Below are 24122 nucleotides of genomic sequence, written 5' to 3'. Positions count from 1 at the left end.
CGGGAACCGGACCCGGCCGCAGACCCGGCTCGGGAGCGGGCCGCGGCGCCGGCGGGAGAGGCCGGCGCCGTGCCGCCGCTGCTCGTCGCCTGCGCGCTCGGCATCGAGAAGCTCGCCCTGCGCAGCGGCGACCGCGGCGGGGCGCCCGCGCCCGTGACCGTGGTGCGGAGCGGGATGGGGCCGGAGCACGCCCGGCGGGCCGTCTCCCGGGCCCTGGAGCGGGACGGCTGGCGCGACGCGGCCGTCATCGCCTCCGGCTTCTGCGCGGGCCTCGCGCCGGGCATGCACCCGGGTGACCTGATCGTCGCCGAGGAGACCCGCGACGCCGAGGGCGCCACGGCCTGCGTCGGCACCGAGCTCCTGGTGAAGGCACTCACCCGGGCCCTGCCCGGCCGCACCGTGCACACCGGCCCGCTGACCGGCTCCGACCACGTGGTGCGCGGCCCCGAGCGGGCCGCGCTGCGGGCCGGCGGCGCGATCGCCGTCGACATGGAGTCGGCGGCCACGCTGCGTACCGCCACCGCGGCCGGACCGCGTCCGGTTGCGGCCGTACGAGTGGTCGTGGACGCTCCTGAACATGAACTGGTCCGGATCGGCACGGTACGCGGGGGAATATCGGCGTTCCGCGTCCTTCGTGCCGTCCTTCCCGCATTCTTCGAATGGCACCGTTCTTTGCTGCTCCCCAGGAGGTGAGCGAGTTATGGCCATGCCGCTCCGTCAGTCCGTCCGGGTCGGGACCTACCTCTTCGAACAGAAGCTCCGCAAGCGGGACAAGTTCCCCTTGATCGTCGAGCTGGAGCCGCTGTTCGCCTGCAACCTGAAGTGCGAGGGCTGCGGGAAGATCCAGCACCCGGCGGGCGTGCTCAAGCAGCGCATGCCGGTCGCCCAGGCGGTCGGCGCCGTCCTGGAGTCCGGGGCGCCGATGGTCTCCATCGCCGGTGGCGAACCGTTGATGCACCCTCAGATCCACGAGATCGTGCGCCAGTTGGTCGCCCGGCGGAAGTACGTCTTCCTGTGCACCAACGCCATGCTGCTGCGCAAGAAGCTGGACGACTTCACCCCGTCCCCGTACTTCGCGTTCGCCGTCCACATCGACGGCCTGCGCGAGCGGCACGACGAATCGGTCGCCAAGGAGGGCGTGTTCGACGAGGCGGTGGCGGCGATCAAGGAGGCCAAGCGGCGCGGCTTCCGGGTCACCACCAATTCCACGTTCTTCAACACCGACACCCCGCAGACGATCATCGAGGTGCTCAACTTCCTCAACGACGACCTGCAGGTCGACGAAATGATGATCTCGCCCGCCTACGCCTACGAAAAGGCTCCCGACCAGGAGCACTTCCTCGGCGTCGAGCAGACCAGGGAACTCTTCAAGAAGGCCTTCGCGGGTGGAAACCGGCGGCGGTGGCGGCTGAACCACTCGCCGCTCTTCCTCGACTTCCTGGAGGGCAAGGCCGACTTCCCGTGCACCGCGTGGGCGATCCCGAACTACTCGCTCTTCGGGTGGCAGCGCCCCTGCTATCTGATGAGTGACGGCTACGTCCCGACGTACCGCGAGCTCGTCGAAGAGACGGACTGGGACAAGTACGGCCGCGGCAAGGACCCGCGCTGCGCCAACTGCATGGCGCACTGCGGCTACGAGCCGACCGCCGTCCTCGCCACCATGGGCTCGCTCAAGGAGTCGCTGCGCGCGGTCCGCGAGACCGTGTCCGGGAACAACGGGTGAGCGAGCGCGTCATGACCGGTGAGTTCGACCTGCGGGCGCTGCTCGCCGAGCGCGGTGGCGAGCGCTACGAGCTGCACGCCCGCCACCTCAACCACCAGCTCCCGCGCATGCTGCACACCATCGGCTTCGACAAGGTCTACGAGCGGGCCGAGGGCGCCCACTTCTTCGACGCCGACGGCGCCGACTACCTCGACATGCTCGCCGGCTTCGGCGTCATGGGGCTCGGCCGGCACCACCCGGTCGTCCGCAAGGCGCTGCACGACGTCCTCGACGCCCAGCTCGCCGACCTCACCCGCTTCGACTGCCAGCCGCTGCCCGGGCTGCTCGCCGAGCGGCTGCTCGCCCACAGTCCGCACCTCGAGCGGGTCTTCTTCGGCAACAGCGGCACCGAGGCCGTGGAGACCGCCCTCAAGTTCGCCCGCTACGCCACCGGACGGCCGAGGATCGTCTACTGCTCCCACGCCTTCCACGGCCTGACCACCGGCTCGCTCTCCGTCAACGGTGAGAAGGGCTTCCGGGACGGCTTCGCCCCGCTCCTGCCCGACACCGCGATCGGCCTCGGCGACCTCGACGCGCTGGAGCGGGAGCTGCGCAAGGGCGACGTGGCCGGCTTCGTCGTCGAGCCCGTCCAGGGCAAGGGCGTCCACGAGGCGCCGCCCGGCTTCCTGCGGGCCGCGCAGGAGCTGCTCCACCGGCACGGCGCCCTGCTGATCGCCGACGAGGTGCAGACCGGCCTCGGCCGGACCGGCGACTTCTACGCGTACCAGCACGAGGACGGCGTCGAGCCTGACCTGGTCTGCGTCGCCAAGGCGCTCTCCGGTGGTTACGTGCCGGTCGGCGCCACCCTCGGCAAGGACTGGATCTTCAAGAAGGTCTACTCCTCGATGGACCGGGTCCTGGTCCACTCGGCCAGCTTCGGCTCCAACGCGCAGGCCATGGCGGCCGGGCTCGCCGTGCTCTCGGTGATGGAGTCGGAGGGCACGGTCGCGCACGTCCGCCGGATCGGCGACCTGCTCGCCTCCCGGCTGCGTGAGCTCGTGCCGCGCTACGAGCTGCTGCACGAGATCCGGGGCCGGGGCCTGATGATCGGCATCGAGTTCGGCCGGCCGACCTCGCTGGGCCTGCGCAGCCGCTGGACGATGCTCCAGGCGGCCCGCAAGGGACTCTTCGCGCAGATGGTCGTGGTGCCGCTGCTCCAGCGCCACCGCATCCTGACGCAGGTGTCGGGCGACCACCTGGAGGTCATCAAGCTGATCCCGCCGCTGATCATCGACGAGGCGGACGTGGACCGCTTCGTGACCGCCTTCACGGCGGTGATGGACGACGCCCACGCAGGCGGCGGACTGATGTGGGACTTCGGCAGGACGCTGGTCAAGCAGGCCGTGGCACAGCGCTGACCGGATCCGGTCACGGGTTTTGCCTCTGAGGCAAGAAACTTGCCTCAGAGGCACGATCCTGGCGGAATGGACGCATGGACCACGTCCCCGGGGGCTCCGCCCCGGACCCTGCCGCCGCCGGCGCGGCCGCCACCGACGTCCTGCCGGACGTCGCCCCGCAGCTGCGGGCCCTGCGCCGCCGCCGTGGCCTCACCCTGGAGGCCGCCGCCCAGCGGGCCGGACTCTCGCCGGCGCACCTGTCCCGTCTGGAGACGGGCAACCGGCAGCCGTCGCTGCCGATGCTGCTGGCCCTCGCCCGTATCTACGGTACGACGGTCTCCGAGCTGCTCGGCGAGCTGCCGCCCGAGCGCGACCCGGTGATCCGGGGCGGCCGGGCCGAGGCCGTCGAGGCCGACGGCTGGATCTACCGCCCGGCCGGCGGCCCGGGCCGGGCCATGCAGGCCCTGCGCGTCCACGTGCCGTACGCCACCAGCGCCGACATCGTGCGGGTCCACGCCGGCGAGGAGTGGCTCCACGTCCTCGACGGCCGGGTCCGGCTCGCGCTCGGCGACGCCGTGCACGTCCTCGATCCCGGGGACAGCGCGCACTTCGACTCGCTCACCCCGCACCGCATCGGCGCGGCCACCCGCGGCGGCGCCGAGCTGCTGTTCGTCCACACGCTGATGCAGAGCCCCGCCGCCGAGCTGTGCCTCGGCGACGGGACGCCGCACCGACGCTGACTCCCGACCTCAGAAAGGACCGACATGTCCGAGAAGTCCGCACCGGTCACCGGCGAGGAGCGCGGCGCCGGCAAGTTCCCCAAGGGGCTGGTGCTCCGCCTCTTCGCCTATCTGGTCGCCGGGCACCTCTTCGCCGGCTTCCTCTACCTGCTCTTCATGCTGGGCGGGCAGAACCAGTAGCGAACCGTCCGCCGGGGCGGCGGTGACGCGCCCGCCGCACGGCAGTCGCGCGCGGCCTCAGGCGCCGGCGAGCAGCCGCTCCCGCAGCAGCTCGCGGGTCTCCGGGGCGAGCCGCAGCCCCTCCGCGAGATAGGCGTCGACCGAGCCCCAGGTCTGCTCCATCGTCTCGAAGGCGGCCCGCAGATACTCCACCCGCGCGTCGAAGAGCGGGCTCAGCAGCTCCATCACCTCCGGCGACATGGCGTCCGGGGCGGTGGAGCTGCGCTGCACCTTGTAGCGGCGGTGCGGGGCGTTGGACTTCACGTAGTCCGCCTCGATCGCCTCGCGCTCCACGCCGACGGCGAGCAGGGAGATCGCGATGGCCACGCCGGCGCGGTCCTTTCCGGCCGCGCAGTGCATCAGGGCCGGGACGCTCTCCTCGGCCATCGCGTGCAGGATCCGGCCGTGCTCGGCGGTCCGCTCGACAATCATCTTCCGGTACGAATCCGACATTCTGGCCGCGGCCTTGCCCTCGCCCAGGATGCCGCGCAGCTGCGCCAGGTCGCCCGAGCGCACCAGCTTCCAGAACTCCTTGCCGTCGGCCGGGTCGTTGAGCGGGATGTTCACGTTCCGTACGCCCGGAAGATCCACGTCCGGTCCTTCGATGCGCCGGTCGGCCTCGTTGCGGAAGTCGAAGACCGTGTGCAGACCCAGGGTCGCGAGGAAGGCGGCGTCCTCGGCCGTGGCGTGGGCCAGGTGGCCGCTGCGGAAGAGCCGTCCGGGACGCACGGTCCGGCCGTCCACGGTCGGCAGTCCGCCCAGGTCGCGGAAGTTGCGTACGCCGGTGAGCTCGGGCTCGGTCGTCATCTGCGTCACGGTTGCTCCTGCTGTCGAGATCGGTTCCTGGGGCAATCATCGAGGGTCCGCGACCTCGCCCGCAGCCCCTCGAGCGGGAATGGGTGATCTGTCCGAATTGGATGGTTGGGTATAACCCGCCCTGATTGAAGGCGAGATGGGAATCGGGGCGTGAGCAGCGTCATAACCGTGACGGACCGTGGCTGATCGTCTTTTTCAAATTCCCTTTGCCAAGGGGAATTCGAGAGGCCGTCATCCACGGAGGGTCACCGGAATTCCGGCCGGAGGACAAGAGATCCGCTATCCACGGGAACCAATGGCTTGTTTACGTCGTCCCGGCTCGTCTAGCGTCGCGCTCAATCCGGACGGACCGCCTAATCCTGCCGCCGACCGGAGAATCCGCACCGACCCGTATCAGGCAGGAGCGGGGGACCCAGGTACTTTGCCGATCCCTCGAAGAAGACGAAGGACGGCTCGGGGTGAAGTCGCGCGAGAGCGCGGCCGGACATCTCCAGTCCGAACCCGACAGCTCACCTCGCAGGCGACGGAGAGGAATTCGCCATGCCCGCGAAGGGTAAGCACCGCCGTCCCAAGGCCAACCCGATCACCCGCGGGTTCGTCGCCGCCGGCGCCGGAGGCGCCGTCGTCGCCCTGCCGCTCATCGGCGCGACCGGCGCGCAGGCCGCCCCGGCCGCCCTGCCGCAGCAGGCCGTCGCCGCCGCGGTCCCCGCCGCCGCTCCCGCCAAGGCCCCGGCCGCCGCGAAGACGTACACCGTCGTCCGCGGCGACTACCTGTCCAAGATCGCCACCGAGCACCACCTGGCCGGCGGCTGGCACAAGCTCTACCGCGACAACCGCCAGGTCATCGGCGACGACCCCTCGCTGATCCTGCCCGGCATGAAGCTCACCCTCGGCGGCAAGCACCACGCCAAGGCGGACCACGCGCCGAAGGCCGCCAAGAGCCACGCGCAGGGCTCCGGCGACGCCGCCGCCCGCGCCTCCCGCGGCGCCGAGCGCCCGTCGGCCCCGGCCGCGAGCACCTCCTCCGAGGCCTCCGCCTCCTCCTCTTCGTCGTCCTCCTCGGCGGCCACCACCTCCTCCTCCGGCTGGGTCGCCCCGGTCAGCGGCGGCATCTCTACCCCGTACCGCGCCTCGGGCTCGATGTGGTCCTCCGGCTACCACACCGGTGTCGACTTCATCGCCTCCACCGGGACCACCGTCCACGCGGTCGGCCCCGGCACCGTCTACTCGGCCGGCGACGGCGGTGCGTACGGCAACCAGGTCGTCATCCAGCACGCGGACGGCACCTTCTCGCAGTACGCCCACCTCTCCTCGATCTCCGTCTCCGCCGGCCAGACCGTGACCGGCGGCCAGCAGATCGGCCTGTCCGGCGCGACCGGCAACGTCACCGGCCCGCACCTGCACTTCGAGATGCGCACCGGGCCGGAGTACGGCTCCGACATCGACCCGCTGGCCGCCCTGCGCCAGCACGGCGTGAGCATCTGACGTCACGTCACACCACACATCTGACGTCGCGTCACGTCGCGGAGGCCCGGCACCTGCGTGCCGGGCCTCCGCGTATTCCGGCTTGGGAGAATCTTTATCGGTGGCATATGTCACCCGGCGTCAACCCCTCCTTACGGTCGCGTAGGTCACACGGCGGAGGGAATGATGTGCTCCCGTGGCAGACGATTCGAGATCACGAGACAAGAACGCATTCGGGTCGTACGCGGCGATCGGTGACAGCTTCACCGAGGGCGTCGGAGACCCCGGCCCCGACGGGGCCTACGTCGGCTGGGCGGACCGGTTCGCGGTCCTGCTCGCCGACCAGCTGCCGGAGCACGAGGGCTTCCGGTACGCCAATCTCGCCGTACGGGGGCGCCTCCTGGACCAGATCGTCGCGGAACAGGTCCCGAGGGCGAAGGAACTCGCCCCGGACCTGGTGACCTTCTGCGCCGGCGGCAACGACATCATCCGCCCCGGCACCGACCCCGACGACGTCGCCGAGCGCTTCGAGCGCGCCGTCGCCGAACTCACCTCCGCCGTGGGCACGGTGATGGTGACCACCGGCTTCGACACCCGCGACGTCACCCTGCTCAAGCACCTGCGCGGCAAGATCGCCACCTACAACGGACACGTCCGGGCCGTCGCCGACCGCTACGGCTGCCCCGTGCTCGACCTGTGGTCGCTCAAGTCCGTCCAGGACCGCCGCGCCTGGGACGACGACCGGCTCCACCTGTCGCCCGAGGGCCACACCCGGGTCGCGCTGCGTGCCGCCCAGGTGCTCGGCCTGCCCGTGCCGGCCGACCCGGAGCAGCCCTGGCCGCCGCAGCCGCCGCGCGGCGCCCTGGAGGTCCGCAAGGACGACATCCACTGGGCCAAGGAGTACCTGGTGCCGTGGATCGGGCGCCGGCTGCGCGGCGAGAGCTCCGGCGACCACGTCGAGGCCAAGCGCCCCGACCTGCTGCCGCTGTAGCCGGGGCGCCGCCGCCGGGGCGGCCGCCGCGTCGGTCGGGCGGCCGCCTCGGGCGGCGTCGTGCCGGCCGCTAGCGCGCGTGCGTGTCCGCCGGGCGGACGGCGGCCGGGATCCGTTCCAGGACGCCGCCGGCGAACACGTCGTACAGCGGCAGCGTCTCCAGGTGGACGTAGCCGATGTGGCAGTCGCACACGGCCAGCGGGCACGCCCGCGGCCGCAGCGTGGCGCGGTACGAACCGTCGTAGAGGTTGCCCAGCTCCGCCTTGACGAAGTGGCAGCGCCGCACCGTCCCGTCGCCGTCCACCGAGACGACCGACTCGCCGGTGCGGCAAGGCAGTCCCGCCGAAGGGTGCGGATGACGGCTGTACGGGAAGAGCGGGTCGAGCGCCGTCCAGGCCTCGGCCTCCTCGTCCCGGTAGCCGTGGCCCTCGGCCGCGTTCACCCACAGATAGACGTGGTCCGGCAGCTCGGCACGCAGCCGCCGCGCGTGCTCCAGGTGCTCGGGCAGACCGACGACGCCCACGCTGAAGCGGACGCCCCGGGCGGCCAGCTCACGGCACTTGCCGAGGAACCGCTCGTACGGCGTCTGCCCCGGGTGGTACGTGCACCACAGCGCCAGCGTGCCGAGGTCCGCCTCCTCCAGCCACTCGGTGCGGCAGCTCAGGTTCGTCTGGATCGCCACCCGCTCCACGTGCGGCAGCCGGGAGAGGTCCACCAGGGCCCGCCGGTACCAGGACCGCACCAGGCCCTCGCCCCACGGCGTGAACAGGATCCGCAGCCGGTCGCCGCCCTGCCCGGCCGCCCAGCCGGTGAAGCGCTCCAGAGCCGCCCGGTCGGCCCGCAGCCGCTCACGGCTGTCGCGCCGCTTGGCGAACGGGCAGTAGGGACAGTCGTAGTCGCAGGAGGCGAGCGGCCCACGGTAGAGCAGGGTCAGATCCATGCCGGCGCGCTCCCTCTACTTCGCCTCGTACGCGGCCATCGCCGCCCGCACCGCTGGTGAGAACAGCTCCGGTCCGAGGCCGTCCGAGTGGGCCAGGCCCTCGGCGGAGAGCCGCAGCAGCCCGGCGGGCGCGTCGGTGTCCAGCCAGCCCAGCCGCTCGAACCGGGACAGCTCGGCCGCGAAGTCCTCGAACGGCGAGGTGCCGAAGCGGCTCGCGTAGTCCGCCAGCGGCATGCCCTCGGCCTGGAGCAGCGACTGCAGCAGATGCCGCCGGCGCGCCTCGTCGCCGTCGACCCGGCGGCCGACCTCCGCCCGGGAGAAGTCGGCCGTCTCCGTGTAGGCGTCGATGATCGAGCGGATCTCGGGCATCCCGACCGCGTAGTCGAAGGAGTAGTGCAGCCGCGAGGTGTACGAGCGGGCTCCGCAGCCCAGGCCGATCATGCCGTCCGTCTGGCAGGCGTGGTCGTCGGGGCCCAGCGGCGGCGCGTCGGTGCGGCGGAACATCCGCATCGACACCTGGGTGTAGCCGTGGGCGAGGAGGTGGTCGCGGCCGTGCCGGTAGAGCCGCAGCCGCTGTTCGTCCCAGGCGGGATCGGCCGCGGTCGCGTCCTGGACCCGGCCGAGGCCGGTGAGCGGGCGCACGTACAACGGGTAGAGGTAGAGCTCCTCGGGCCGCCAGGCGAGCGCGGCGTCCAGCGAGCGGCGCCAGGAGTCCTCGGTCTGGCCGTCGATGCCGTAGATGAGGTCGATGTTGAGGACCGGGACGCCGGTGTCGCGGATGCGGCCGAGGGCCGTCTCGACGTCCGCCCGGCGCTGCGGGCGCACCGCGGCCCTGGCCTCCGCCTCGACGAAGCTCTGCACGCCGATGCTCAGCCGGGTCGCGCCCCGCTCGGCGAGCACCGCGAGCCGGTCGGCGGTCGCCGTGGCCGGCGAGGTCTCGACCGAGAGCGGCACCGCCCGCAGGTCCACTCCCGTGCGCCGCTCGGCGATGTCGCACAGGCGCTCCAGCTCGGCCGCCGTGAGGAAGGTGGGCGTGCCGCCGCCGAAGGCCGCCGTCGCGAACCGGACCGGCGCCGCGTCGCCGAGCGCCTCCCGCACGGCCGCGGCCTGCCGGTCGAGCGCGTCGAGATAGCGCGTGGTCAGCCCGTCCGGGGCGCCGATCCGGGTGAAGAGGTTGCAGAAGCCGCAGCGGACCTCGCAGAACGGTATGTGGGCGTAGAGGGACAGCGCGTCCTTCGGTTCGTCCGCCCAGAGCGCGGCGAGCGGCGGCCGCTCGGGCAGCGGGCGGTACGCGGTCTTGTGCGGGTAGGCGTAGACGTAACTCCGGTACGGGCGCGGGGTCTGCGTCGCGCTGGCGGCGTCCGTCACGGTCGGGGCCTCCGCCGCGGCCACCGACGCGGGCTCGGTTCCGGTGCTCACGCGGCGGCCTCCCGTCCGGGGCCGGGCAGGACGAACTGCGCGTACGGCACCGTCCACACGCTCTCGTGGCCGAGCCGGTGGCCGGTGAAGCCGTCCTCGCCGTAGGCCGTGCCGTGGTCGGAGCAGACGATCGCGAAGCAGTCGCGGCGGCTGCTCATCGCGGCGAAGAGCCGGCCGATGTGCCGGTCCACGTACTCCAGGGCCGCGGCGTGGGTGGCCCGGGTGTCGCCGGCCTCGCGCGTCGCGCCCGGCAGGTGGAACCAGTTGGGCTGGTGCAGGGCCGAGACGTTGACGAAGAGGAAGAGCCGGCGGTCGGTCGGGAGCCCGGCCACGACCTGCTCGGCGCGGTCCACCTGGGACTCGAAGGACGTCGGCGACGTGACGCCGAAGGACGGCTCCCAGTGACTCTCCTGGAAGAGCCCGGGCAGCACCGTGCCCAGCGGCGGCTGCCGGTTGAAGAAGCCGACGCCGCCGACGCAGACCGTGCGATAGCCCTCGTGCGCGAGGGCCGAGACGAGGTCGGGCGTGTCGTGGAAGACGTAGGTGCCCTCGGCCGTGGTCTCGCTGCCCGCGAAGCGGGCGGCGAAGAGCCGCGGATGCGGGCCCGGCGTCGCCGGCGTCGGCAGGAAGCCCGCGAAGAGCGCCTGGTGGGAGGCGTAGGTGAAGCTGCCCGGCGCGTGCCGCCGCTCCCAGACGCCGCCGGGCAGATGCCGGGCCAGGTTCGGGATGCGGCCCTCGGCGGCGAGCTCGGCGGCCACGTCGTAGCGCAGGGTGTCGAGGGTGACCAGGAGCAGGTCGTGGCTGCCGACGATCTCGTTCATGTCGAGCGCCGGCGCAGGTGCAGGTGCGGGTGCGGGTGCGGGCGCGGACGCCGGCGCGGGTGCGGGCGCCGGCGCGGCCGGTGGTATGGCAGGGTCCGGGACCGAGGTCCGGCTCGGGGGCGTGGGCGGCGGGTTCACGGTGTGCTCGTTCCTGTGGTGCGGGAGGTGCTCCGGTGCGGGCGGCCGGCGGCGGTGACGCGGACGAGGTCGGCGACCTGCGCCGCGTAGGTGTCCTGGCCCTCGGCGCCGCTGCCCGGCAGGCCGGTGAGACCCGGCAGCAGGTCGCCGAAGGCGTTGACCTCGCCGACGGCGAAGCGCCGCCAGCCCGCCGTGGGCAGCAGGTCGACACCGACGCAGCGGGTGCCGGGGAAGGCGGCCGCGGCCCGCTCGCAGACGTCCAGCGCGTCCGACCAGCGGCCGCCGGCCGCCGCCACGGCCTCCTGGGCCGCGGTCAGATCGCCCCGGGCGCCGCCCAGATGGAGATTGGTCAGGGGCGAGCGGCTGGTGCGGACCACGGCGTGGGTGGCGCGCCCGCCGATCACCACCACCCGCAGATCGGCGGCCCGGCCGTCCTGGGCGGCCTTGGGCAGCCAGCGCTCGACGTGCAGCCCGTCGGGTGCCAGGGCGTCCACGAGCGCGGCGACCTCCGCCTCGGTGCGATAGCGGCGCACCCGCAGCGAGTTGAACAGCCGGCCGTCCGGCGCCCGTTCCACCGAGGTGGTGGCCTGCACCCGGCCGGCGCCGGCCGTCTCCACGGCGAGCACGCCCGAGGCGGAGGAGCCGTGCGCGAGCTTCACGAACACCCGGCGCAGGCCGGCCCGGGCCGTCAGCGCCCGCACGTCGTCCCAGCCGCCCACGCGGGGCGCGCGCGGCCCCGAGGTCGGCGAGTCCGGGACCGGCACGCCGGCCGCCCGCAGCCGCCCGTGGGTGAGCCGCTTGTCGAACAGCACGGCCGGTTCGGCGGGATCGTCGACCAGTGTCGCTCCCGCCTCGGCCACCCGGGCGGCCAGCTCCGGCAGCGCGGCCGTGAACCGCTCGTACCAGCGCCGCGAACCCTCCACCCGGGCCGGGTCGTCGGCCCCGCGCAGCAGCCGGTCGACCTCGGGATCCTCGCCGGGCGTGTCGACGCGGACCGTCTCGCCCGGGCGGAACTCCGCCCGCCCGCGCAGCACGTCGAGCCACGGGACCACGCGCGCCTCCGGCAGCCCGGCGGCCCGCACCGCCTCGCGGAAGAACCGCACGCGGCGGCTCTCCGGGTTGCCGACGACGGCCGGGCGCGGGCCCGTGGCGAGGCTCATTCGCCGACCGCGGTGTAGCGGTCGGTCCCGCCCTCGTGCACGTCCGGCACCTGGCGGTCGGAGACGTCCACGTCGACGCCGTGCGGCGCGAGCGCGGCCACGATCCGCTCGCTCATCTCCTCCGACAGGTAGTGATAGGACAGGTCGAGGCGCTTGAGATGGGTGAGCGGCTGCCCGTCGAGCAGCGCCTGCCCACCCGTGTCGGTGAGGATGCCCATGGACAGGTCCAGCTCGGTCAGGCGCGCCACGACGGGCGCCTCGGCGACGGCCGCCGCCACCGCGTCCTGGGTGACGCAGTTGCGCAGGCCCAGATGGCGCAGGGCGGGCAGCCGGGTGCCGGCGAGGATCGGCGCCAGGTCCTCGGGCGTGCTGTCGCCGCCGTACCAGTCCGTTCCCAGCCACAGCTCCAGGTGTTCGAGCGCGGGCAGTTCGCACGCGGCGACGTCCCGCACCACGCCGGCCGGCAGGCCGCCGGTCTCCACGACCAGCCGGCGCAGGCCCTCGTGTCGCAGCGGCGGGAAGGCGAGGCCGGAGGCGCCGCGGACGCCGAGCACGGCCAGCCGGGGATAGGCGGTGAGCAGCGGTGTGACGTCGCACTGCGCGATCCAGCTGATCTCGCAGTCCTCGGACTTGGCTGGCTCTGGAGCTGCAGCGGAGCTTCAACTCCCACCCCGAGTGGGAAACGAGTGGGAGATGATCTAGGAGTCGTCTGTCTTGGCGAGCCGCTCCTGCAGGCCTTCCCACCGCTGTTGCAGTGTCTTCATGATGGCGCGCTCCATCGGAACTGTCACGCTGCTGTAGATGCCCTCCACGCCGCCCATCTCATGACCCATGCGCGCCTCGATGGCGAAACGGCTATGCTCCAGGGCCTCGTCGAGCCAGGCCTTGTGGCTGTGCCTCAGGAGATACATCCGCTTGCCCCGGAACTCGGGGACCGGCGGAATGGCGGGACGAGGGATCCTCACTCCGTCGCCGGCAGGCCGCTCGTCGGCGCCTCCGGTGATCTTGTACCAATAGGTGGAGTTGAAGTCGCCCGCAGCGTGACAGCGCCCTCGGTAGGTCGGGAACACCCACGGACTGCTGTGCGAGGCCAGCATGGATTCGAGCATGTCGGCGAGGAACGGCGGAATGACGAGGGTGCGCTGGCTGCCGTACTTGGGCGGGAAGAACTCGGCGCCCTTCACCCTCTGCGTGCGCTGGGCCTGACGCTCAACCCTGATCGCGGGTAGGAGGCCTGCGCCCTTCCCGTAGCGCTCCAGGTCCTCGGCGTACCGATCTCCCTCCGCCGGGTCCGGCCTCGGGTCAGTCGCCGGCCAGTTCGGATAGCAGTACTCGCGCGTCAGCCCGAACAGTTCACCTGGCCTCATGCCGGTCATGGCCATGGTCCAGATGAGGACGTACCCCGGTTCGCCGAGCAGGACCTTGGCGTTGCGCGCCAAGACCTCCACAGTCTCTTCTGGAACGTCTCGCTTGCGCTCCTTCGGTCTCTTCTCGAACTTGCCTCGCCGCTTGACGCGCTCGACTGGAGAGACCTTGATGAGCCGGGGCACGGCATCGTCAAGGATCATGCCCAGGGTCGACAGAACGTTCTTTGCCGTGGCTGGCCCAACAGTCTCTTGGATGTGCTTCTTGAAAAGCCGGTAGGCGAGGGTATCGACGTCACCGATGGCCATCCGCCCGAAGTAGGGGCGAATGTGAGCCTCGACGCGTGAGCGGTAGGCAACCTCTGTTGAATAGGCGTAGTTCATCGCACTGAGCCAGTCGTCCAACCAGTCGGACATCAGCGTTGACTTGTCCCGGTTGCTGACGTGGATACCGTGCCGGATCTCGTAGAGCTTGTCCTGGCCGTGCCGGTAGGCCTCGTCCTCGTCGGTGAACCCGCCCTTGGACTCGTATCGCTTGCGCCCATTGGGGAGGTACTCGCCACTCCACCACTTGACCCTGCACGTGTTGCCGCGCCACTCGACGTGGACGTGCTGGTCGATGCGAGCCATGCGCTAATCCCCTCTGTTCTGCTGAAGGTCGCGGTGCCCGGCGGTTCCCCAACCGCCGGGCCTCCGCGTTGCCCATGATCTCAGTGGCGGCTGCCGAGAGGGCAGCCAGCGCACTGGCCACAGGTTCCTCCAAGTCCCTGTACCAGCTCCCGCATGGCCTTGCCGGCCTCGCTGTGGGGTTGGAGCTGCCGAGGGATGACGCAGACGATCCCGTGGCCGGTCTTGAGGGCTGTCCCGTGGAAGGTTGGCCCGTAGTCGACTATGAGCGCGTCCGTTTTCTGCATGGGCTCCCCCTGTCGGGTTGTTGCGGGAGCCTTCGAGGGTGTGCACCGACTCTGCCACGAAAAGTGGAAGTTGGAACTAGTTGTGGCGGAAGTTGAGCGACCGATTTTGTCACCATCTGAACTGTCGAGAAGGTTGTACGACCATCGGATGAGTTTCAGCCGCCGAGGTAGCCCTTTTCCTGGAGGTCCTGGATGACCTTCTCGCTGAGGGCGCGGATCTGCTCGGACGTCAGGCCGTTGGTCGTGGCGATGGCGGCAAGCTGAACGACGCCCTTCGCGGCTTCGAGCGCCTCGGGTGGTACGGGTGAGATCGAGACACCCGGTGCACCTTCCGCGGGCGCGACGGGAACGGGGGATCGGCCGCCGAGAACGGCCTTGCAGCTGCCCGGTGCCCACTGCAGTACGGGGTCGACCTTGGCGTAGCTGAGCTCCCGGACTGGCAGCCCGGTCTCGATGCGCTTCCAGGTGTCGGGGGCGATGCCGGCTTCCTTCGCGGCGCTCTTGTAGCCGAGGCCGAGTTCGATGCGGCGTTCTTTGACGGCCTTCGCGAGGGCGTCCAGGTCACGGGGTGCCATGTGCCCATCTTGGCAGGGCCAGCTAGGGCCAGCCAGGACCAGGGTCAACTAAGGCTGATTCCTTGACCTGCCCTTAACCGACCGCTTGGGACTTAGAGATCGTCGCAGGTCACCAGGTTGGGCGATCTATTTGACCAACACTCCACAACTCAGGTCCAACTAGTGCTGGACAAGGTGGTCTAGGTGGGTCTAACTTCAAGGCATGCACCAACCCCCAACCACCCTCCCGGTGGACGGGCCGGAGCTGCGCAGACGGCGTATGGCCGCAGGTCTCGAAATCGACGACCTCGCCAAGGCCGCCCGCATAAGCCGGTCGTACCTCAGCCACCTGGAGACCGGGTCCCGTACCCGAATGCGACCCACCCGCTACAAGCGCTTGTTCGACGCCCTCAAGGCGGCCGAGCAGAGCCGAACCGGCCCCTCTGGGGAAACCCATGACAAGGAGTGACATGCCCGCCGACAGCGACAGGGCTCAGCGATTCCTCAAGTACGAGACGCCTACAGCGCCCGCGGACCCGAACGCGGATCTCATGACGGTGCAGGAGACGGCCTACGTCCTCAAGTGCAGCGTCCCGACCGTCCGGCGCCGGCTCAAGGCCCTGGGACTCACCCGGAAGCCCGGTCGCTGGGTCGTCGTCACCAAGGCCGACCGCGACGCGCTCATCGAGTCAAGCCTCGTGCAGCCGCCGAGCGGCCGGCGCGGCCGAGGCCGCAAGCCGCTCGGCTCCCTCGCCGCCTAGCGGCTATGCGGGCCGCCGCCGGGCTCTGACCTCCGACGGGCGGCCCTCCAGCTCCACCCACTCCATCGCAACTCACCTGCGAAAGAGAGAAGTGAACCCAGTGAACGCAGTATCCCAGACGCACCCGCAGCTGGTGCCGGTCCCGATCCCCGACCGGGTGGCCAGCCTGATCGGCGGCAGCATCCCGATCCACGTGCTGCAGGCCGAGGTCGACGCCGTGTCCGCGGCTACCGATGCCCTCCGCTACCGCCCGCTCGCCTCGAACGACGACCGCGCTGACCGGGAGGACGCCCTCTCGCGACTGGCCCGCGCCAACAAGGTCCTCGCCAAGCACCACCCGCAGCTGCCCGTCCGACCGAACGGGGTGGCCGCATGAGCGCCCGCGAGAGCGTCGTCCAAGCCCTGGTCAACGTTGGCTACGGCAAGCGGCAGGCCGAAGAGCTCCTGTCCCTCGCGCTCGGCGAGGCCCAGCAGGCGGGCTTCGAGTCCGGACGCTGCGCCGCCGCCGAAGACTTCCGTAAGCACGGCGAGACGCACGACACGCTCAGCTGGGGCCAGGCGTACTACATCGCTCGCGACGGCCTGAACGGCGGTGCCCGATGAGCATCAACCCGATCGAGAGCCTGGACGTCGCCCTGCCGGTGCTGCTGACCGATCTGAAGTCGGAGCAGGCCCGCCGCGTGAAGAGCGCCTGTCTCGCCGAGCAGGCCCACCAGCTCGACCCCATCGACGCCGCGTTCGCCCGCCTCGCCTGCGAGCACGGAGACCGCTGCAGCACCGACGCCGACTACAAGGGCTGGATCCCCGGAGAAACCCGATGAGCAAGGACTACGCCGAGGCTGCGGCCTTCTTTCAGCGCGGCCAGCAGGTCGTGTCATGACCCGCCCGACGGTGGATGTCTTGTCGCCGCTGTTGTCGGCGCCGAGCATTCCGCCCGCCGCCGCGCACCAGCTGCTCGCCGGCCTCGACCTCGCGCCGCGCACGGTGGTGCCTGCGTGGATTACCGACCTGGGCCTGCGCCGCGACATAGAGGACGGGTTCGCCGACATCCCCGACGACCTGCGAGGCGACCAGTGACCCGCCTCCTCACCGCCCGCGCGGCCGTCGCCGGCATCCTCGCCTCCCTCGCCCTGCTGCTCCTCGGGCGACACCTCTCCAAGGAGACCCCCGCATGAAGCTGATGGTGCAGACCGGCGAGGAGATCGTCCCGCTCGCCCAGTGCTTCTGGATCCGCATCAGTCCGGATGGGTGCGTGTGCAGCAGTAGCCACGGAGACACCGCCGCGACGGCTGAGGCCGCCCACAAGGACTTCATTCCGAAGGCCCGCGACCGTGCCCGCGAACTGCGGGCCGGGTGGCGCATCCGGCTCGTCACCAAGGCCCAGTGGAAGGAGCAGGCCGAGCCTTGCTTCATGGGTACCTGCGAGCACCGGCAGCAGGCGGTCGCGTGATGAACGACAGGTACCTCCGCTGCCCCGCGAACTGCCAGCACCGCATCGCCTACACCCCGCTCGCGTCCCAGGCGATGGAGAAGCACCTCGTCGAGCAGCACAAGCTGCCCGAGGTGTCCGCCTCCTATCAGGCCAGCCTTCTCATCCCCATCCGCCCGGGGCAGGCCGCCTAGTCCACCCGCCGGCCGCTGGATGACACCGGCCAACGCCCGGCGGGACAAGCCACCACATCCAGGCCCCGCACACGCGCCACACCGCGCGGGGCCTCCCCTTCCACACCCTCACGGAGCCCGACATGAAGACCATCCCGTACACGATGACCATCGACGGTCAGCCGTACATCATCGACGACGCCCAGCAGCTCGCCCCGGGCCTCGCCCTCTTCCGCCTCCCGGACACGGTCTACAGGACCGACCCGCGTCGGTGGCGGGTCGGGCACCTCCCCAGCGGCCTCGCCATCGCAGGCGCAATGCGCCGAGAGGACGCCGTCCGCGGCATCCGGGCGCTCGCCAAGCTCACGGACTGGACCCGAGACAGCGAGACCGTCAAGGCCAGCGTCATTACTGACGAGGTGTTCACGACGCTCCTCGCCTTCGACTGCTGCCTGCCGGGGACCGACCGGATGGACTGCAACGTCAGCCACAACGGCACCTACACCGACGAGGACATCGAGAAGGCCGCCCGAGCCGCCGCCGACGAGCAGATGGACGGACTGGAGCTCCTCCACGCCATGGCCCACACGGTGCCGTGGATGGGCCTCGACACCGAGCCGTTCAACGAGGCCCACTCCCGCATCCTCGCCATCGCCTGCCCCGACGAGGTGGCCGCGTGATCACCTGCCCCTGCGGTGACACCGCCGGCCCGTTCGTCCGCACCCCTGACGGCCCGCGCTGCGAGAACTGCGCCGACAAGGAGAAGGAGCAGTGACGGCCGCCGGGGGCGAGGTCGAGCCCGGCCTGTACGACATCCCCGCCGAGCAGTACCACCGTGACCCCATCCCCGGCGGCAGCCTCTCCTCCACCGGCATCCGGCGCCTCACCGACTGCCCCGCCCGCTTCAAGTACTTCCTCGACAACCCCGAGCCCTACAAGCCCGCCTACGAGTTCGGAACCTCGGCCCACACCGTGGTCCTGGGCGACGGGCCCGAGCTGGTCGTCGTGAATGCCGTGCGGTGGGACACGAAGGAGGTCAAGGCCAAAGTCGCCGCCATACGAGCCGCCGGCAACGTGCCCCTCAAGCCGGAAGCCCGCAAGCGGATCGACGACATGGCCGAGGTGCTCTCCCAGCACTCCGAGGCCTCCGAGCTCCTCACGCCGGGCAGCGGGATCGCCGAGCAGTCAGCCTTCTGGCCTGACGAGCACGGCACCTGGCACCGGGCCCGATTCGACTGGCTTCGCGAGGAGGACATCGTCGACTACAAGACCGCCCGATCCGTCCACCCCGAAGCCATCCAGAAGGCCGTCTACCAGCACGGCTACTTCCAGCAAGACCCGCACTACCGGCGAGTCGCCATCGAACTCGGCCTGATCCCGCCGCACGGCACCTTCAAGTTCGTGATGCAGGAGAAGGAGCCGCCATACCTGGTGCAGGTCGTCGAGCTCGACTTCCCCGCCCGGGCGATCGGCGCCGAGTACAACGCCCGCGCCGCACACACCTACCGCCTCTGCCAGGCCACCGGCGAGTGGCCCGCCTACAGCTCCACCACCCTGCACATCTCGCTCCCGCCCTGGGCCGAGAAGAAGGCCATCGAGGAGATCTCGTGACTCAGCTCCCGCCGCCCGTCCGCCGGGCACAGCCCCGCCAGGACCAGCCCGCCGCCGGAAGCCCCGCCGGATTCCGGCCGGCCACAAAGGACGGCCGCAAGGCCCACATCGCCATCCAGGGCGTCTCCGGCTCCGGCAAGACCTGGACCGGCCTCTCCATCGCCTGGGGCCTCGCCGAGGGCGCACGCTTCGGCGTCATCGACACCGAGAAGGGCGCTTCCTCCCTCTACGCCGGTGAGCGCGGCATCCAGTTCGACACCCTCCAGATGGACCGCTACGACCCGCGCCTCCTCATCGAGGCGCTGGACGCCGCCGCCAAGGCGGGCTACCCGGTCGTCGTCGTCGACTCCCTCAGCCTCTTCTGGAAGGGCACCGACGGCACCCTCGACCAGGTCGAGAAGGCCAAGTCCAAGTACGGCGGCAACAGCTTCGCCGGCTGGAAGGACGGCACGCCGCTCCAGAACGACATGGTCGAGGCCATCCTCACGTACCCCGGGCACATCGTCGCCACGATGCGATCCCAGACCGAGTGGGTCCTGCAGCCCAAGCGCAACGGCAGCGGAACGGAGCCGGTGATGGTCGGCATGCGTGCCGAGCAGCGCAAGGGCATCGAGTACGAGTTCGACATCGCCGCCGAGATGGACATCAACAACCGGCTCCGGTTCCTCAAGTCCCGCTGCCCCGCCCTGCACCAGCAGATCCTCGAGCGGCCCGACGGCGCCCGCGACATCGCCAAGCCCGTCCTCGACTGGCTCCGCAGCAACCCCACCCAGTAAGGCCACGGCTCGCCCCGAGGCAAGCGGGGCGAGCCACGACCCAGCAGACCACAGCAGAGAGGACCACCGCCATGACCCGCCACCTCAGCCCGGCCGAGCGTCTCGCCTCCGCCGAGAAGGACCTGCTGCTCGAGAACCTCGCCGACCAGTCGTCCTGGGACCGGTACCTCGTCGAGCAGGCCGCGTTCCACTACGGCACCCGCGTCGACGAGTTCTCGGCGAACGACCTGCGCGACGTGCTGCCCGAGATGGCGCACGGCTTCCTCGGCGCCGTCATCAACAGCCTCCGCACCGCCGGCGTCATCGAGCACACCGGGCGGGTCGTCCCCTCCACCCTCGCCAACACCCACGGCCACCGCATCTCGGTCTGGCGCCTGAGCGTCAAGGGCCTCGTCATAGCCGAGCAGCGTCGCCGGGCCCGGCGCGCGCCGACGGAGGCCGCCGCGTGACCGCCGTCATCGTCGCCAGCTGCGTCGTGATCGCCATCGCAGCGATCTCCTGCTGGCTCCGCGACCAGCAGCCCGCCCCATACCGCAGCCGCGACCAGGTCCTCGACGACGTCGCCCGCTACCGCGCCCAGCGCCGCATGCAGGAAGCCATCGACAGCCTCCGCACCTGCCGCGAGATCTACAACCTCCCCGCCGCCAGCCCCCGAAAGGAGACAGGCCAGTGACCATACGACCGGTACCTGCTCACGGAACCTCAGCCCGCGGCTATGGCAGCCCTGGCTACCGCCTCCCCTGCAAGTGTGACCCCTGCCGCGCCGCCCGCAACCGTGCCCAGAAGCATCAGCGCTTCGCCCGAGACACCGGCCGCAGCCTGTTCGCCGACCCGCGGCCGGCCCAGCAGCGACTCTCCGAGCTGCACAACACCATGTCGTGGAAGAGCCTCGTCGCCGCCACCGGCCTCCAGATCAGCGCCCTCGTGCGCCTCTACAACGGCGAGCGCACGAAGATCCGGTGGGAGACCCACGCCGCCATCATGGCGGTCGTAGCCCCCGAGACCGGGGACGGCGGGCAGTACATCGATGCCACCGGCACGACGCGGCGAGTGCGAGCCCTCTCTTACGTCGGCCACTCCTACGCAACGATCGCCGCCGCAGCGGGCTCCGCCACCAACCGAGTCCTCAGCATCGCCAACGGCCACCAGCCCACCGTGCGTCGCGACCTGGCCGAGCGCCTCGCCGCCGTTTGCCGAGACCTTGCCCTGCACCCGCCGGCGACCAACAAGCACACCAGCCGAACGAAGAACGTGGCGCGCGCCAAAGGGTGGGCACCGCTCTCGGCCTGGGACGACGACACGATCGACGACCCGAACGCCCACCCCGACTGGACCGGGTACTGCGGCACCGACCGCGGCTGGTGGACCCACCGCGTCGAGCACATCCCCACATGCGAGCCCTGCCAGGCCGCGCACGACCTGTGGCTGCAGGAGCGCAAGCACCTGAGCGCCGCCGAACGGTACCGGGAACTCGGCCGGGCCCGCGGCGAAGCCTCCAACCGCGGTGCCGCCATCGCCGAGGACGCACGCGAGCTCATGCGGCTTGGCGCCGACTACGACACCGCCGCCCAGCGCATCGGCGTCACCCGCCAGCACCTCCAGCAGGAACTCTGCCGCCACCCCGACCAGACCGCCGCCTAGACCACCCACCCCATTACTGCAGCCGGAGAGACCAGTGAGTGAAGAAGCCATGGATTGGGCGGTGAGTGCGGCACCTGACGTGCTGTCTCACTGGATCCCCGTCCTCATGGGGCTGGCTCGGCACGCAGACGCATTCGGGCGCGGCGCCTGCCCCTCCCAGGAGCTGCTCGCGGAGTACGCCCGCAAGACCGACCGGGCCGTCCGGAACGACCTCACCGGCATGAGTAAGGCCGGCCTGATCCGCCCCGGAGACCCTCGAATCGTCGAGCACATTCCGCCCGATCGTCGCCCCCTTGTGTGGGATCTGGCGATGGAGCGGAGGCGCATCCTCACCGCGACCGACTGGAAGCCCACTTCCGGCCGGTCCGGGCGGAAGCCCACTTCCACCCGGTCAACCCTCGGTAACACCCCCGAAGAGACGCAGAAGCGCAGGTCAGAGAAGAACGACTGGAAGCCCACTTCCACCCGTAACGACTGGAAGCCCACTTCCACCCGGTCGACCACTTCCGGAAACGACAAAACTGCAGGTCAGGAAGGAACGACCGGAAGCCCACTTCCACCGAATCTTTCTAACTACGTAAGCAAGCAGCAGCAGGGGACGCGGTATCCCGACTGGGCCAAGCCCCTCCTCGACGCCCTCCACATGAAGAGCATCGACATCAGCTGGGGCCGGCTCAGCAACCTCCAGTGGATCGCCGTCCAGCAGCTGATCAAGAGCCACGGCATCCCGTACCTGGTGCACATCGCCAGCTCCCGATGGAACCCCCGCAACCCCATCCGGTTCGGAACCCTGCTCCTCGACATCTGGCTCGAGTACCCCGCACCGCCCGTCGGCTCCCCGTGGCACCCCGACACCGCCACCGCCCGCAAGCAGCCCACCAACAACAGCAAGCCGCCGCATTGCGGCCATCCCGACTGCGACCCCGTCTCCCGCACCCGCGAAACCGAGAACGACCGAGGCCTCCGAAGTCTCCAGCCCTGCCCCGACTGCCACCCCACCAGCAAAGGACAAGCCGCGTGACCGAGCCCGCCTGGGAGCACGAGCCCATCGAGGACGCGCCCCCGCACAATGCCGACGCCGAAATGGCGATCCTCGGCGCGATGCTCCTCGACCGCAGCTCCATCGAACCCATCGCAGCGATCCTCGCCGGAGCCGCCGACTTCTGGGTCCTCCGCCACCAGACCATCTACCGCACCATCACCGACCTCTACGCCGCCAGCCGCGACCCCAAGATCGACCCCATCACCGTCTCCGCCGAACTCATGGCCTCCGGCGAACTCGCCAAAGTCGGCGGCGCCCCCTACATCCACCAGCTCGCCAACTCGGTGCCCTCCGTCGCCAGCGCCACCTACTACGCCGAACTCGTCCGCGAACACGCCCAACTCCGCGCCGTCCTCGACGCCACCCGCCGCGCCACCCAGCGGGCCCTCACCGCAGCCTCCTCCGCCGCCGAAATCCTCGACGCCGCCATGGCCGACCTCCAGGCCGCCGCCGCAGGCGTCGCCCCCGCAGACGTCAAGCTGTCCGTCGCCGAACGATGGATGGGATTCGTCCTCGAACTGGAAGCCGGCGCCGACCCTCGCGCCCTCGACACCCCATGGATGGACCTCAACGAGGTCATCGAGCTCAAGCCCGGCCAGCTCATCACCGTCGGCGCCGGCACAGGCCAGGGCAAGTCGCTGTTCGGCATGAACCTCGCCGCCCACGTCGCCCTCACCCGCAACAAGCCCGCGCTCGTTGCCTCTATGGAAATGGGCGGCAGCGAGCTCATGGCCCGCCTCACCGCCGCCGAGGCCGGCGTCAACCTCGACAACCTCATCCGCCGCCGCGTCAGCGACACGGACTGGGAAAAGATCTTCAAAGCAGGTCCAAGGCTGCAGAACGCCCAGAACTTCATCCTCGACGACTCGCCCAACCTAACCCTCGGCAAGATCCGGGCGCGCATGCGCTGGATGGCCTCCCGCGGCACCCCTCCGGCCATCGTCGTCGCCGACTACCTCCAGCTGCTCACCCCTGAAAGGGGCAAGGCCAACACCAACCGGGCCAACGAAGTCGCCGAACTCTCACGCGGCCTGAAGCTCCTCGCCATGGAGTTCGAGGTCCCCGTCGTCGCCCTCGCCCAGTTCAACCGCGGCGCCGTGGGCCGCCGGCCGATGGCCAGCGACTTCAAGGACTCCTCGGCGATCGAGCAGGACTCCAACGTGATCCTCCTGATGCACAAGCCGATCAACGACGACGGCTCGCTCGACGAGGAACGCATCGGCGAGATCGATGTGATCGTCGAGAAGAACCGCAACGGTGCCAATGGCCGCATCGTCCCCCTGGTCTTCCAGGGTCACTACGCCCGCCTCCGCTCCATGGGACCGAGGTAACGACATGCTCCAGGACGACATCGACCCCCGCTGCCTCGTCGAAGCACTCACGGACGACATGGAGACCGCCCGGCTCCGACGGCAGCACGAAGCCACCAGCGGTCTCGCTGTCGAAGCACTCCCGACCGTCTATCGCGGGACAGCGTTCCGTTCCGCACTCGAAGCCTCCTGGGCCGCCACCATCGATAGTTTCGGGCTCACCTGGGAGTACGAACCCACCACCGTCACCCTGCCGTCCGGCGCCCGCTACATCCCCGACTTCCACCTGCCGCAGATAGGCGTCTGGCTCGAGGTCAAGGGTGACGGAGTCCCGCGGATCGAGAAAGCCATCGAATACGGCCAGTCCCTCGCCTGCGACTGTCCCAAGTTCGCCTGCACCTGCCGCTGGATCGGCGGCGAACTCGTCCTCATCGGCCACCCGCCACGGGGCTGGACGCCCGACTACGACGAAGACGACCACCGCCCGTACTGGGCCCAGGCGATCTCCGGCCGACACCACGGCGGGCACCCTCGCTGGACCTCGACCCGCGGCCGCGCGGCGTGGATCGGCTACTGCGTCTACTGCCGTCACGCCACCTGGTTCGACTCTCCGCACTGCCGGGCCTGCAAGCGCCGACTCGTCGGCGCCGAAGGCCTCGAATCCGGCAACCAGCAGATCCGCTTCCACCGCATCACGGGGATCGCCGTCGACGACGACAACCCCGCCGTCTGAAGGAGTC

The 24122-nt window shown here is 70.7% G+C and carries 31 protein-coding genes, 1 pseudogene and 1 riboswitch; of the genes and pseudogenes, 24 read left to right on the top strand and 8 right to left on the bottom strand.

Going from position 1 to position 24122, the window contains the following annotated elements:
• Positions 1 to 69 precede the first annotated feature (69 nt).
• The 5 genes from ACIGO8_RS08430 to ACIGO8_RS08410 all read left to right on the top strand — a co-directional run bounded on the left by ACIGO8_RS08430 (position 70) and on the right by ACIGO8_RS08410 (position 4019).
• Positions 70 to 693 carry a 1-hydroxy-2-methyl-2-butenyl 4-diphosphate reductase gene (locus ACIGO8_RS08430; protein WP_399726787.1) on the top strand — a complete coding sequence of 208 codons (624 nt, stop codon included), beginning with the start codon at positions 70 to 72 and terminating at the stop codon, positions 691 to 693.
• 7 nt (positions 694 to 700) lie between these two features.
• Positions 701 to 1723: an adenosyl-hopene transferase HpnH gene (gene hpnH, locus ACIGO8_RS08425; protein WP_399725864.1), complete on the top strand. Its 1023-nt coding sequence runs from the start codon at positions 701 to 703 to the stop codon at positions 1721 to 1723.
• A gap of 11 nt (positions 1724 to 1734) precedes the next feature.
• Complete coding sequence (locus tag ACIGO8_RS08420) at positions 1735 to 3120, top strand: aspartate aminotransferase family protein (RefSeq protein WP_399726784.1); 1386 nt, start codon at positions 1735 to 1737, stop codon at positions 3118 to 3120.
• A 74-nt stretch (positions 3121 to 3194) separates the two neighbouring features.
• A complete protein-coding gene (locus ACIGO8_RS08415; protein ID WP_399725861.1) occupies positions 3195 to 3839 on the top strand; it encodes a helix-turn-helix domain-containing protein in 645 nt (214 codons plus the stop codon).
• 24 nt (positions 3840 to 3863) lie between these two features.
• On the top strand, positions 3864 to 4019 hold the full coding sequence (locus ACIGO8_RS08410) for a DUF6126 family protein (protein ID WP_382482696.1): 156 nt from the start codon (positions 3864 to 3866) through the stop codon (positions 4017 to 4019).
• A gap of 57 nt (positions 4020 to 4076) precedes the next feature.
• Here the strand turns inward: ACIGO8_RS08410 and ACIGO8_RS08405 are convergent, their stop codons facing one another.
• On the bottom strand, positions 4077 to 4865 hold the full coding sequence (locus ACIGO8_RS08405) for a tyrosine-protein phosphatase (protein ID WP_399726782.1): 789 nt from the start codon (positions 4863 to 4865) through the stop codon (positions 4077 to 4079).
• Between the two features lie 380 nt (positions 4866 to 5245).
• Positions 5246 to 5410: riboswitch (cyclic di-AMP (ydaO/yuaA leader) on the top strand.
• A gap of 4 nt (positions 5411 to 5414) precedes the next feature.
• On the opposite strand from ACIGO8_RS08405, the gene ACIGO8_RS08400 reads away from it, so the two are divergent.
• Together ACIGO8_RS08400 and ACIGO8_RS08395 are read left to right on the top strand one after the other, a co-directional pair.
• The gene (locus ACIGO8_RS08400; protein WP_399725856.1) at positions 5415 to 6359 is read left to right on the top strand and encodes a peptidoglycan DD-metalloendopeptidase family protein; all 945 of its coding nucleotides are present in this window, start codon (positions 5415 to 5417) and stop codon (positions 6357 to 6359) included.
• Between the two features lie 175 nt (positions 6360 to 6534).
• Positions 6535 to 7329: an SGNH/GDSL hydrolase family protein gene (locus ACIGO8_RS08395; protein WP_399725854.1), complete on the top strand. Its 795-nt coding sequence runs from the start codon at positions 6535 to 6537 to the stop codon at positions 7327 to 7329.
• 70 nt (positions 7330 to 7399) lie between these two features.
• Here the strand turns inward: ACIGO8_RS08395 and ACIGO8_RS08390 are convergent, their stop codons facing one another.
• The 7 genes and pseudogenes from ACIGO8_RS08390 to ACIGO8_RS08360 form a co-directional block, all read right to left on the bottom strand.
• Positions 7400 to 8269, bottom strand: a complete 870-nt coding sequence (locus tag ACIGO8_RS08390; RefSeq protein ID WP_399725851.1) for an STM4011 family radical SAM protein — start codon at positions 8267 to 8269, stop codon at positions 7400 to 7402.
• A gap of 15 nt (positions 8270 to 8284) precedes the next feature.
• Positions 8285 to 9637 carry an STM4012 family radical SAM protein gene (locus tag ACIGO8_RS08385; RefSeq protein WP_399726779.1) on the bottom strand — a complete coding sequence of 451 codons (1353 nt, stop codon included), beginning with the start codon at positions 9635 to 9637 and terminating at the stop codon, positions 8285 to 8287.
• Between the two features lie 47 nt (positions 9638 to 9684).
• Positions 9685 to 10509 carry an STM4013/SEN3800 family hydrolase gene (locus ACIGO8_RS08380; protein ID WP_399725847.1) on the bottom strand — a complete coding sequence of 275 codons (825 nt, stop codon included), beginning with the start codon at positions 10507 to 10509 and terminating at the stop codon, positions 9685 to 9687.
• 134 nt (positions 10510 to 10643) lie between these two features.
• Complete coding sequence (locus tag ACIGO8_RS08375; RefSeq protein WP_399725844.1) at positions 10644 to 11807, bottom strand: STM4014 family protein; 1164 nt, start codon at positions 11805 to 11807, stop codon at positions 10644 to 10646.
• Positions 11804 to 12433 (bottom strand): annotated as a pseudogene (locus ACIGO8_RS08370) (STM4015 family protein); the annotation flags it as partial. The pseudogene ACIGO8_RS08370 and the gene ACIGO8_RS08375, both read right to left, overlap by 4 nt.
• 72 nt (positions 12434 to 12505) lie before the next feature.
• A complete protein-coding gene (locus tag ACIGO8_RS08365) occupies positions 12506 to 13801 on the bottom strand; it encodes a tyrosine-type recombinase/integrase (protein WP_399725841.1) in 1296 nt (431 codons plus the stop codon).
• A 439-nt stretch (positions 13802 to 14240) separates the two neighbouring features.
• A complete protein-coding gene (locus tag ACIGO8_RS08360) occupies positions 14241 to 14660 on the bottom strand; it encodes a helix-turn-helix domain-containing protein (RefSeq protein ID WP_399725838.1) in 420 nt (139 codons plus the stop codon).
• 202 nt (positions 14661 to 14862) lie between these two features.
• On the opposite strand from ACIGO8_RS08360, the gene ACIGO8_RS08355 reads away from it, so the two are divergent.
• From ACIGO8_RS08355 to ACIGO8_RS08275, 17 genes are all read left to right on the top strand, one after another.
• Entirely contained in the window at positions 14863 to 15108 is a 246-nt protein-coding gene (locus ACIGO8_RS08355) for a helix-turn-helix domain-containing protein (RefSeq protein WP_399725835.1), read from the top strand.
• 82 nt (positions 15109 to 15190) lie between these two features.
• Entirely contained in the window at positions 15191 to 15400 is a 210-nt protein-coding gene (locus tag ACIGO8_RS08350; protein WP_399725833.1) for a hypothetical protein, read from the top strand.
• A 100-nt stretch (positions 15401 to 15500) separates the two neighbouring features.
• Positions 15501 to 15776: a hypothetical protein gene (locus ACIGO8_RS08345; protein WP_399725830.1), complete on the top strand. Its 276-nt coding sequence runs from the start codon at positions 15501 to 15503 to the stop codon at positions 15774 to 15776.
• Entirely contained in the window at positions 15773 to 16003 is a 231-nt protein-coding gene (locus ACIGO8_RS08340; RefSeq protein WP_399725827.1) for a hypothetical protein, read from the top strand. Before ACIGO8_RS08345 ends, ACIGO8_RS08340 begins: the two co-directional genes overlap by 4 nt.
• Positions 16000 to 16221: a hypothetical protein gene (locus ACIGO8_RS08335; protein WP_399725824.1), complete on the top strand. Its 222-nt coding sequence runs from the start codon at positions 16000 to 16002 to the stop codon at positions 16219 to 16221. Before ACIGO8_RS08340 ends, ACIGO8_RS08335 begins: the two co-directional genes overlap by 4 nt.
• A gap of 55 nt (positions 16222 to 16276) precedes the next feature.
• Entirely contained in the window at positions 16277 to 16477 is a 201-nt protein-coding gene (locus ACIGO8_RS08330; protein WP_399725821.1) for a hypothetical protein, read from the top strand.
• 94 nt (positions 16478 to 16571) lie between these two features.
• A complete protein-coding gene (locus ACIGO8_RS08325; RefSeq protein ID WP_399725818.1) occupies positions 16572 to 16850 on the top strand; it encodes a hypothetical protein in 279 nt (92 codons plus the stop codon).
• Positions 16850 to 17023: a hypothetical protein gene (locus ACIGO8_RS08320; RefSeq protein WP_399725815.1), complete on the top strand. Its 174-nt coding sequence runs from the start codon at positions 16850 to 16852 to the stop codon at positions 17021 to 17023. Before ACIGO8_RS08325 ends, ACIGO8_RS08320 begins: the two co-directional genes overlap by 1 nt.
• A 122-nt stretch (positions 17024 to 17145) precedes the next feature.
• Positions 17146 to 17682, top strand: a complete 537-nt coding sequence (locus ACIGO8_RS08315) for a hypothetical protein (RefSeq protein ID WP_399725813.1) — start codon at positions 17146 to 17148, stop codon at positions 17680 to 17682.
• 91 nt (positions 17683 to 17773) lie between these two features.
• Positions 17774 to 18613 (top strand): PD-(D/E)XK nuclease-like domain-containing protein, encoded by an 840-nt coding sequence (locus ACIGO8_RS08310; protein WP_399725810.1) that lies wholly within the window; start codon positions 17774 to 17776, stop codon positions 18611 to 18613.
• Entirely contained in the window at positions 18610 to 19389 is a 780-nt protein-coding gene (locus ACIGO8_RS08305; RefSeq protein ID WP_399725807.1) for an ATP-binding protein, read from the top strand. The genes ACIGO8_RS08310 and ACIGO8_RS08305 overlap by 4 nt, the downstream gene beginning before the upstream one ends.
• A 71-nt stretch (positions 19390 to 19460) precedes the next feature.
• The gene (locus ACIGO8_RS08300) at positions 19461 to 19838 is read left to right on the top strand and encodes a hypothetical protein (protein ID WP_399725804.1); all 378 of its coding nucleotides are present in this window, start codon (positions 19461 to 19463) and stop codon (positions 19836 to 19838) included.
• The gene (locus tag ACIGO8_RS08295; protein WP_399725801.1) at positions 19835 to 20062 is read left to right on the top strand and encodes a hypothetical protein; all 228 of its coding nucleotides are present in this window, start codon (positions 19835 to 19837) and stop codon (positions 20060 to 20062) included. Before ACIGO8_RS08300 ends, ACIGO8_RS08295 begins: the two co-directional genes overlap by 4 nt.
• Before the next feature lie 200 nt (positions 20063 to 20262).
• Complete coding sequence (locus tag ACIGO8_RS08290) at positions 20263 to 21030, top strand: hypothetical protein (protein WP_399725798.1); 768 nt, start codon at positions 20263 to 20265, stop codon at positions 21028 to 21030.
• Positions 21031 to 21673: 643 nt separating this feature from the next.
• Positions 21674 to 22051 carry a hypothetical protein gene (locus ACIGO8_RS08285; protein ID WP_399725795.1) on the top strand — a complete coding sequence of 126 codons (378 nt, stop codon included), beginning with the start codon at positions 21674 to 21676 and terminating at the stop codon, positions 22049 to 22051.
• Complete coding sequence (locus ACIGO8_RS08280; protein ID WP_399725792.1) at positions 22048 to 23403, top strand: replicative DNA helicase; 1356 nt, start codon at positions 22048 to 22050, stop codon at positions 23401 to 23403. The genes ACIGO8_RS08285 and ACIGO8_RS08280 overlap by 4 nt, the downstream gene beginning before the upstream one ends.
• A gap of 4 nt (positions 23404 to 23407) precedes the next feature.
• Positions 23408 to 24115 carry a hypothetical protein gene (locus ACIGO8_RS08275; RefSeq protein WP_399725789.1) on the top strand — a complete coding sequence of 236 codons (708 nt, stop codon included), beginning with the start codon at positions 23408 to 23410 and terminating at the stop codon, positions 24113 to 24115.
• Positions 24116 to 24122: the final 7 nt, after the last annotated feature.

The sequence above is a fragment of the Streptomyces sp. NPDC053493 genome (assembly GCF_044544825.1).
GTDB lineage: Bacteria > Actinomycetota > Actinomycetes > Streptomycetales > Streptomycetaceae > Streptomyces.
The sequence above is the reverse complement of the archived record's forward strand: the minus strand, read 5'-3'. Positions and strand labels throughout refer to the sequence as shown.

What these genes read in the sequence shown, in the direction of transcription:
- hpnH (WP_399725864.1), top strand. Translation starts at nt 701, where the DNA reads ATGGCCATGCCGCTCCGTCAGTCCGTCCGGGTCGGGACCTACCTCTTC.
- ACIGO8_RS08420 (WP_399726784.1), top strand. Translation starts at nt 1,735, where the DNA reads ATGACCGGTGAGTTCGACCTGCGGGCGCTGCTCGCCGAGCGCGGTGGC.
- ACIGO8_RS08415 (WP_399725861.1), top strand. Translation starts at nt 3,195, where the DNA reads ATGGACCACGTCCCCGGGGGCTCCGCCCCGGACCCTGCCGCCGCCGGC.
- ACIGO8_RS08410 (WP_382482696.1), top strand. Translation starts at nt 3,864, where the DNA reads ATGTCCGAGAAGTCCGCACCGGTCACCGGCGAGGAGCGCGGCGCCGGC.
- ACIGO8_RS08405 (WP_399726782.1), bottom strand. Translation starts at nt 4,865, where the DNA reads ATGACGACCGAGCCCGAGCTCACCGGCGTACGCAACTTCCGCGACCTG.
- ACIGO8_RS08400 (WP_399725856.1), top strand. Translation starts at nt 5,415, where the DNA reads ATGCCCGCGAAGGGTAAGCACCGCCGTCCCAAGGCCAACCCGATCACC.
- ACIGO8_RS08390 (WP_399725851.1), bottom strand. Translation starts at nt 8,269, where the DNA reads ATGGATCTGACCCTGCTCTACCGTGGGCCGCTCGCCTCCTGCGACTAC.
- ACIGO8_RS08380 (WP_399725847.1), bottom strand. Translation starts at nt 10,509, where the DNA reads ATGAACGAGATCGTCGGCAGCCACGACCTGCTCCTGGTCACCCTCGAC.
- ACIGO8_RS08375 (WP_399725844.1), bottom strand. Translation starts at nt 11,807, where the DNA reads ATGAGCCTCGCCACGGGCCCGCGCCCGGCCGTCGTCGGCAACCCGGAG.
- ACIGO8_RS08365 (WP_399725841.1), bottom strand. Translation starts at nt 13,801, where the DNA reads ATGGCTCGCATCGACCAGCACGTCCACGTCGAGTGGCGCGGCAACACG.
- ACIGO8_RS08360 (WP_399725838.1), bottom strand. Translation starts at nt 14,660, where the DNA reads ATGGCACCCCGTGACCTGGACGCCCTCGCGAAGGCCGTCAAAGAACGC.
- ACIGO8_RS08355 (WP_399725835.1), top strand. Translation starts at nt 14,863, where the DNA reads ATGCACCAACCCCCAACCACCCTCCCGGTGGACGGGCCGGAGCTGCGC.
- ACIGO8_RS08350 (WP_399725833.1), top strand. Translation starts at nt 15,191, where the DNA reads ATGACGGTGCAGGAGACGGCCTACGTCCTCAAGTGCAGCGTCCCGACC.
- ACIGO8_RS08340 (WP_399725827.1), top strand. Translation starts at nt 15,773, where the DNA reads ATGAGCGCCCGCGAGAGCGTCGTCCAAGCCCTGGTCAACGTTGGCTAC.
- ACIGO8_RS08335 (WP_399725824.1), top strand. Translation starts at nt 16,000, where the DNA reads ATGAGCATCAACCCGATCGAGAGCCTGGACGTCGCCCTGCCGGTGCTG.
- ACIGO8_RS08330 (WP_399725821.1), top strand. Translation starts at nt 16,277, where the DNA reads ATGACCCGCCCGACGGTGGATGTCTTGTCGCCGCTGTTGTCGGCGCCG.
- ACIGO8_RS08325 (WP_399725818.1), top strand. Translation starts at nt 16,572, where the DNA reads ATGAAGCTGATGGTGCAGACCGGCGAGGAGATCGTCCCGCTCGCCCAG.
- ACIGO8_RS08320 (WP_399725815.1), top strand. Translation starts at nt 16,850, where the DNA reads ATGAACGACAGGTACCTCCGCTGCCCCGCGAACTGCCAGCACCGCATC.
- ACIGO8_RS08315 (WP_399725813.1), top strand. Translation starts at nt 17,146, where the DNA reads ATGAAGACCATCCCGTACACGATGACCATCGACGGTCAGCCGTACATC.
- ACIGO8_RS08300 (WP_399725804.1), top strand. Translation starts at nt 19,461, where the DNA reads ATGACCCGCCACCTCAGCCCGGCCGAGCGTCTCGCCTCCGCCGAGAAG.
- ACIGO8_RS08290 (WP_399725798.1), top strand. Translation starts at nt 20,263, where the DNA reads ATGTCGTGGAAGAGCCTCGTCGCCGCCACCGGCCTCCAGATCAGCGCC.
- ACIGO8_RS08285 (WP_399725795.1), top strand. Translation starts at nt 21,674, where the DNA reads ATGAAGAGCATCGACATCAGCTGGGGCCGGCTCAGCAACCTCCAGTGG.
- ACIGO8_RS08275 (WP_399725789.1), top strand. Translation starts at nt 23,408, where the DNA reads ATGCTCCAGGACGACATCGACCCCCGCTGCCTCGTCGAAGCACTCACG.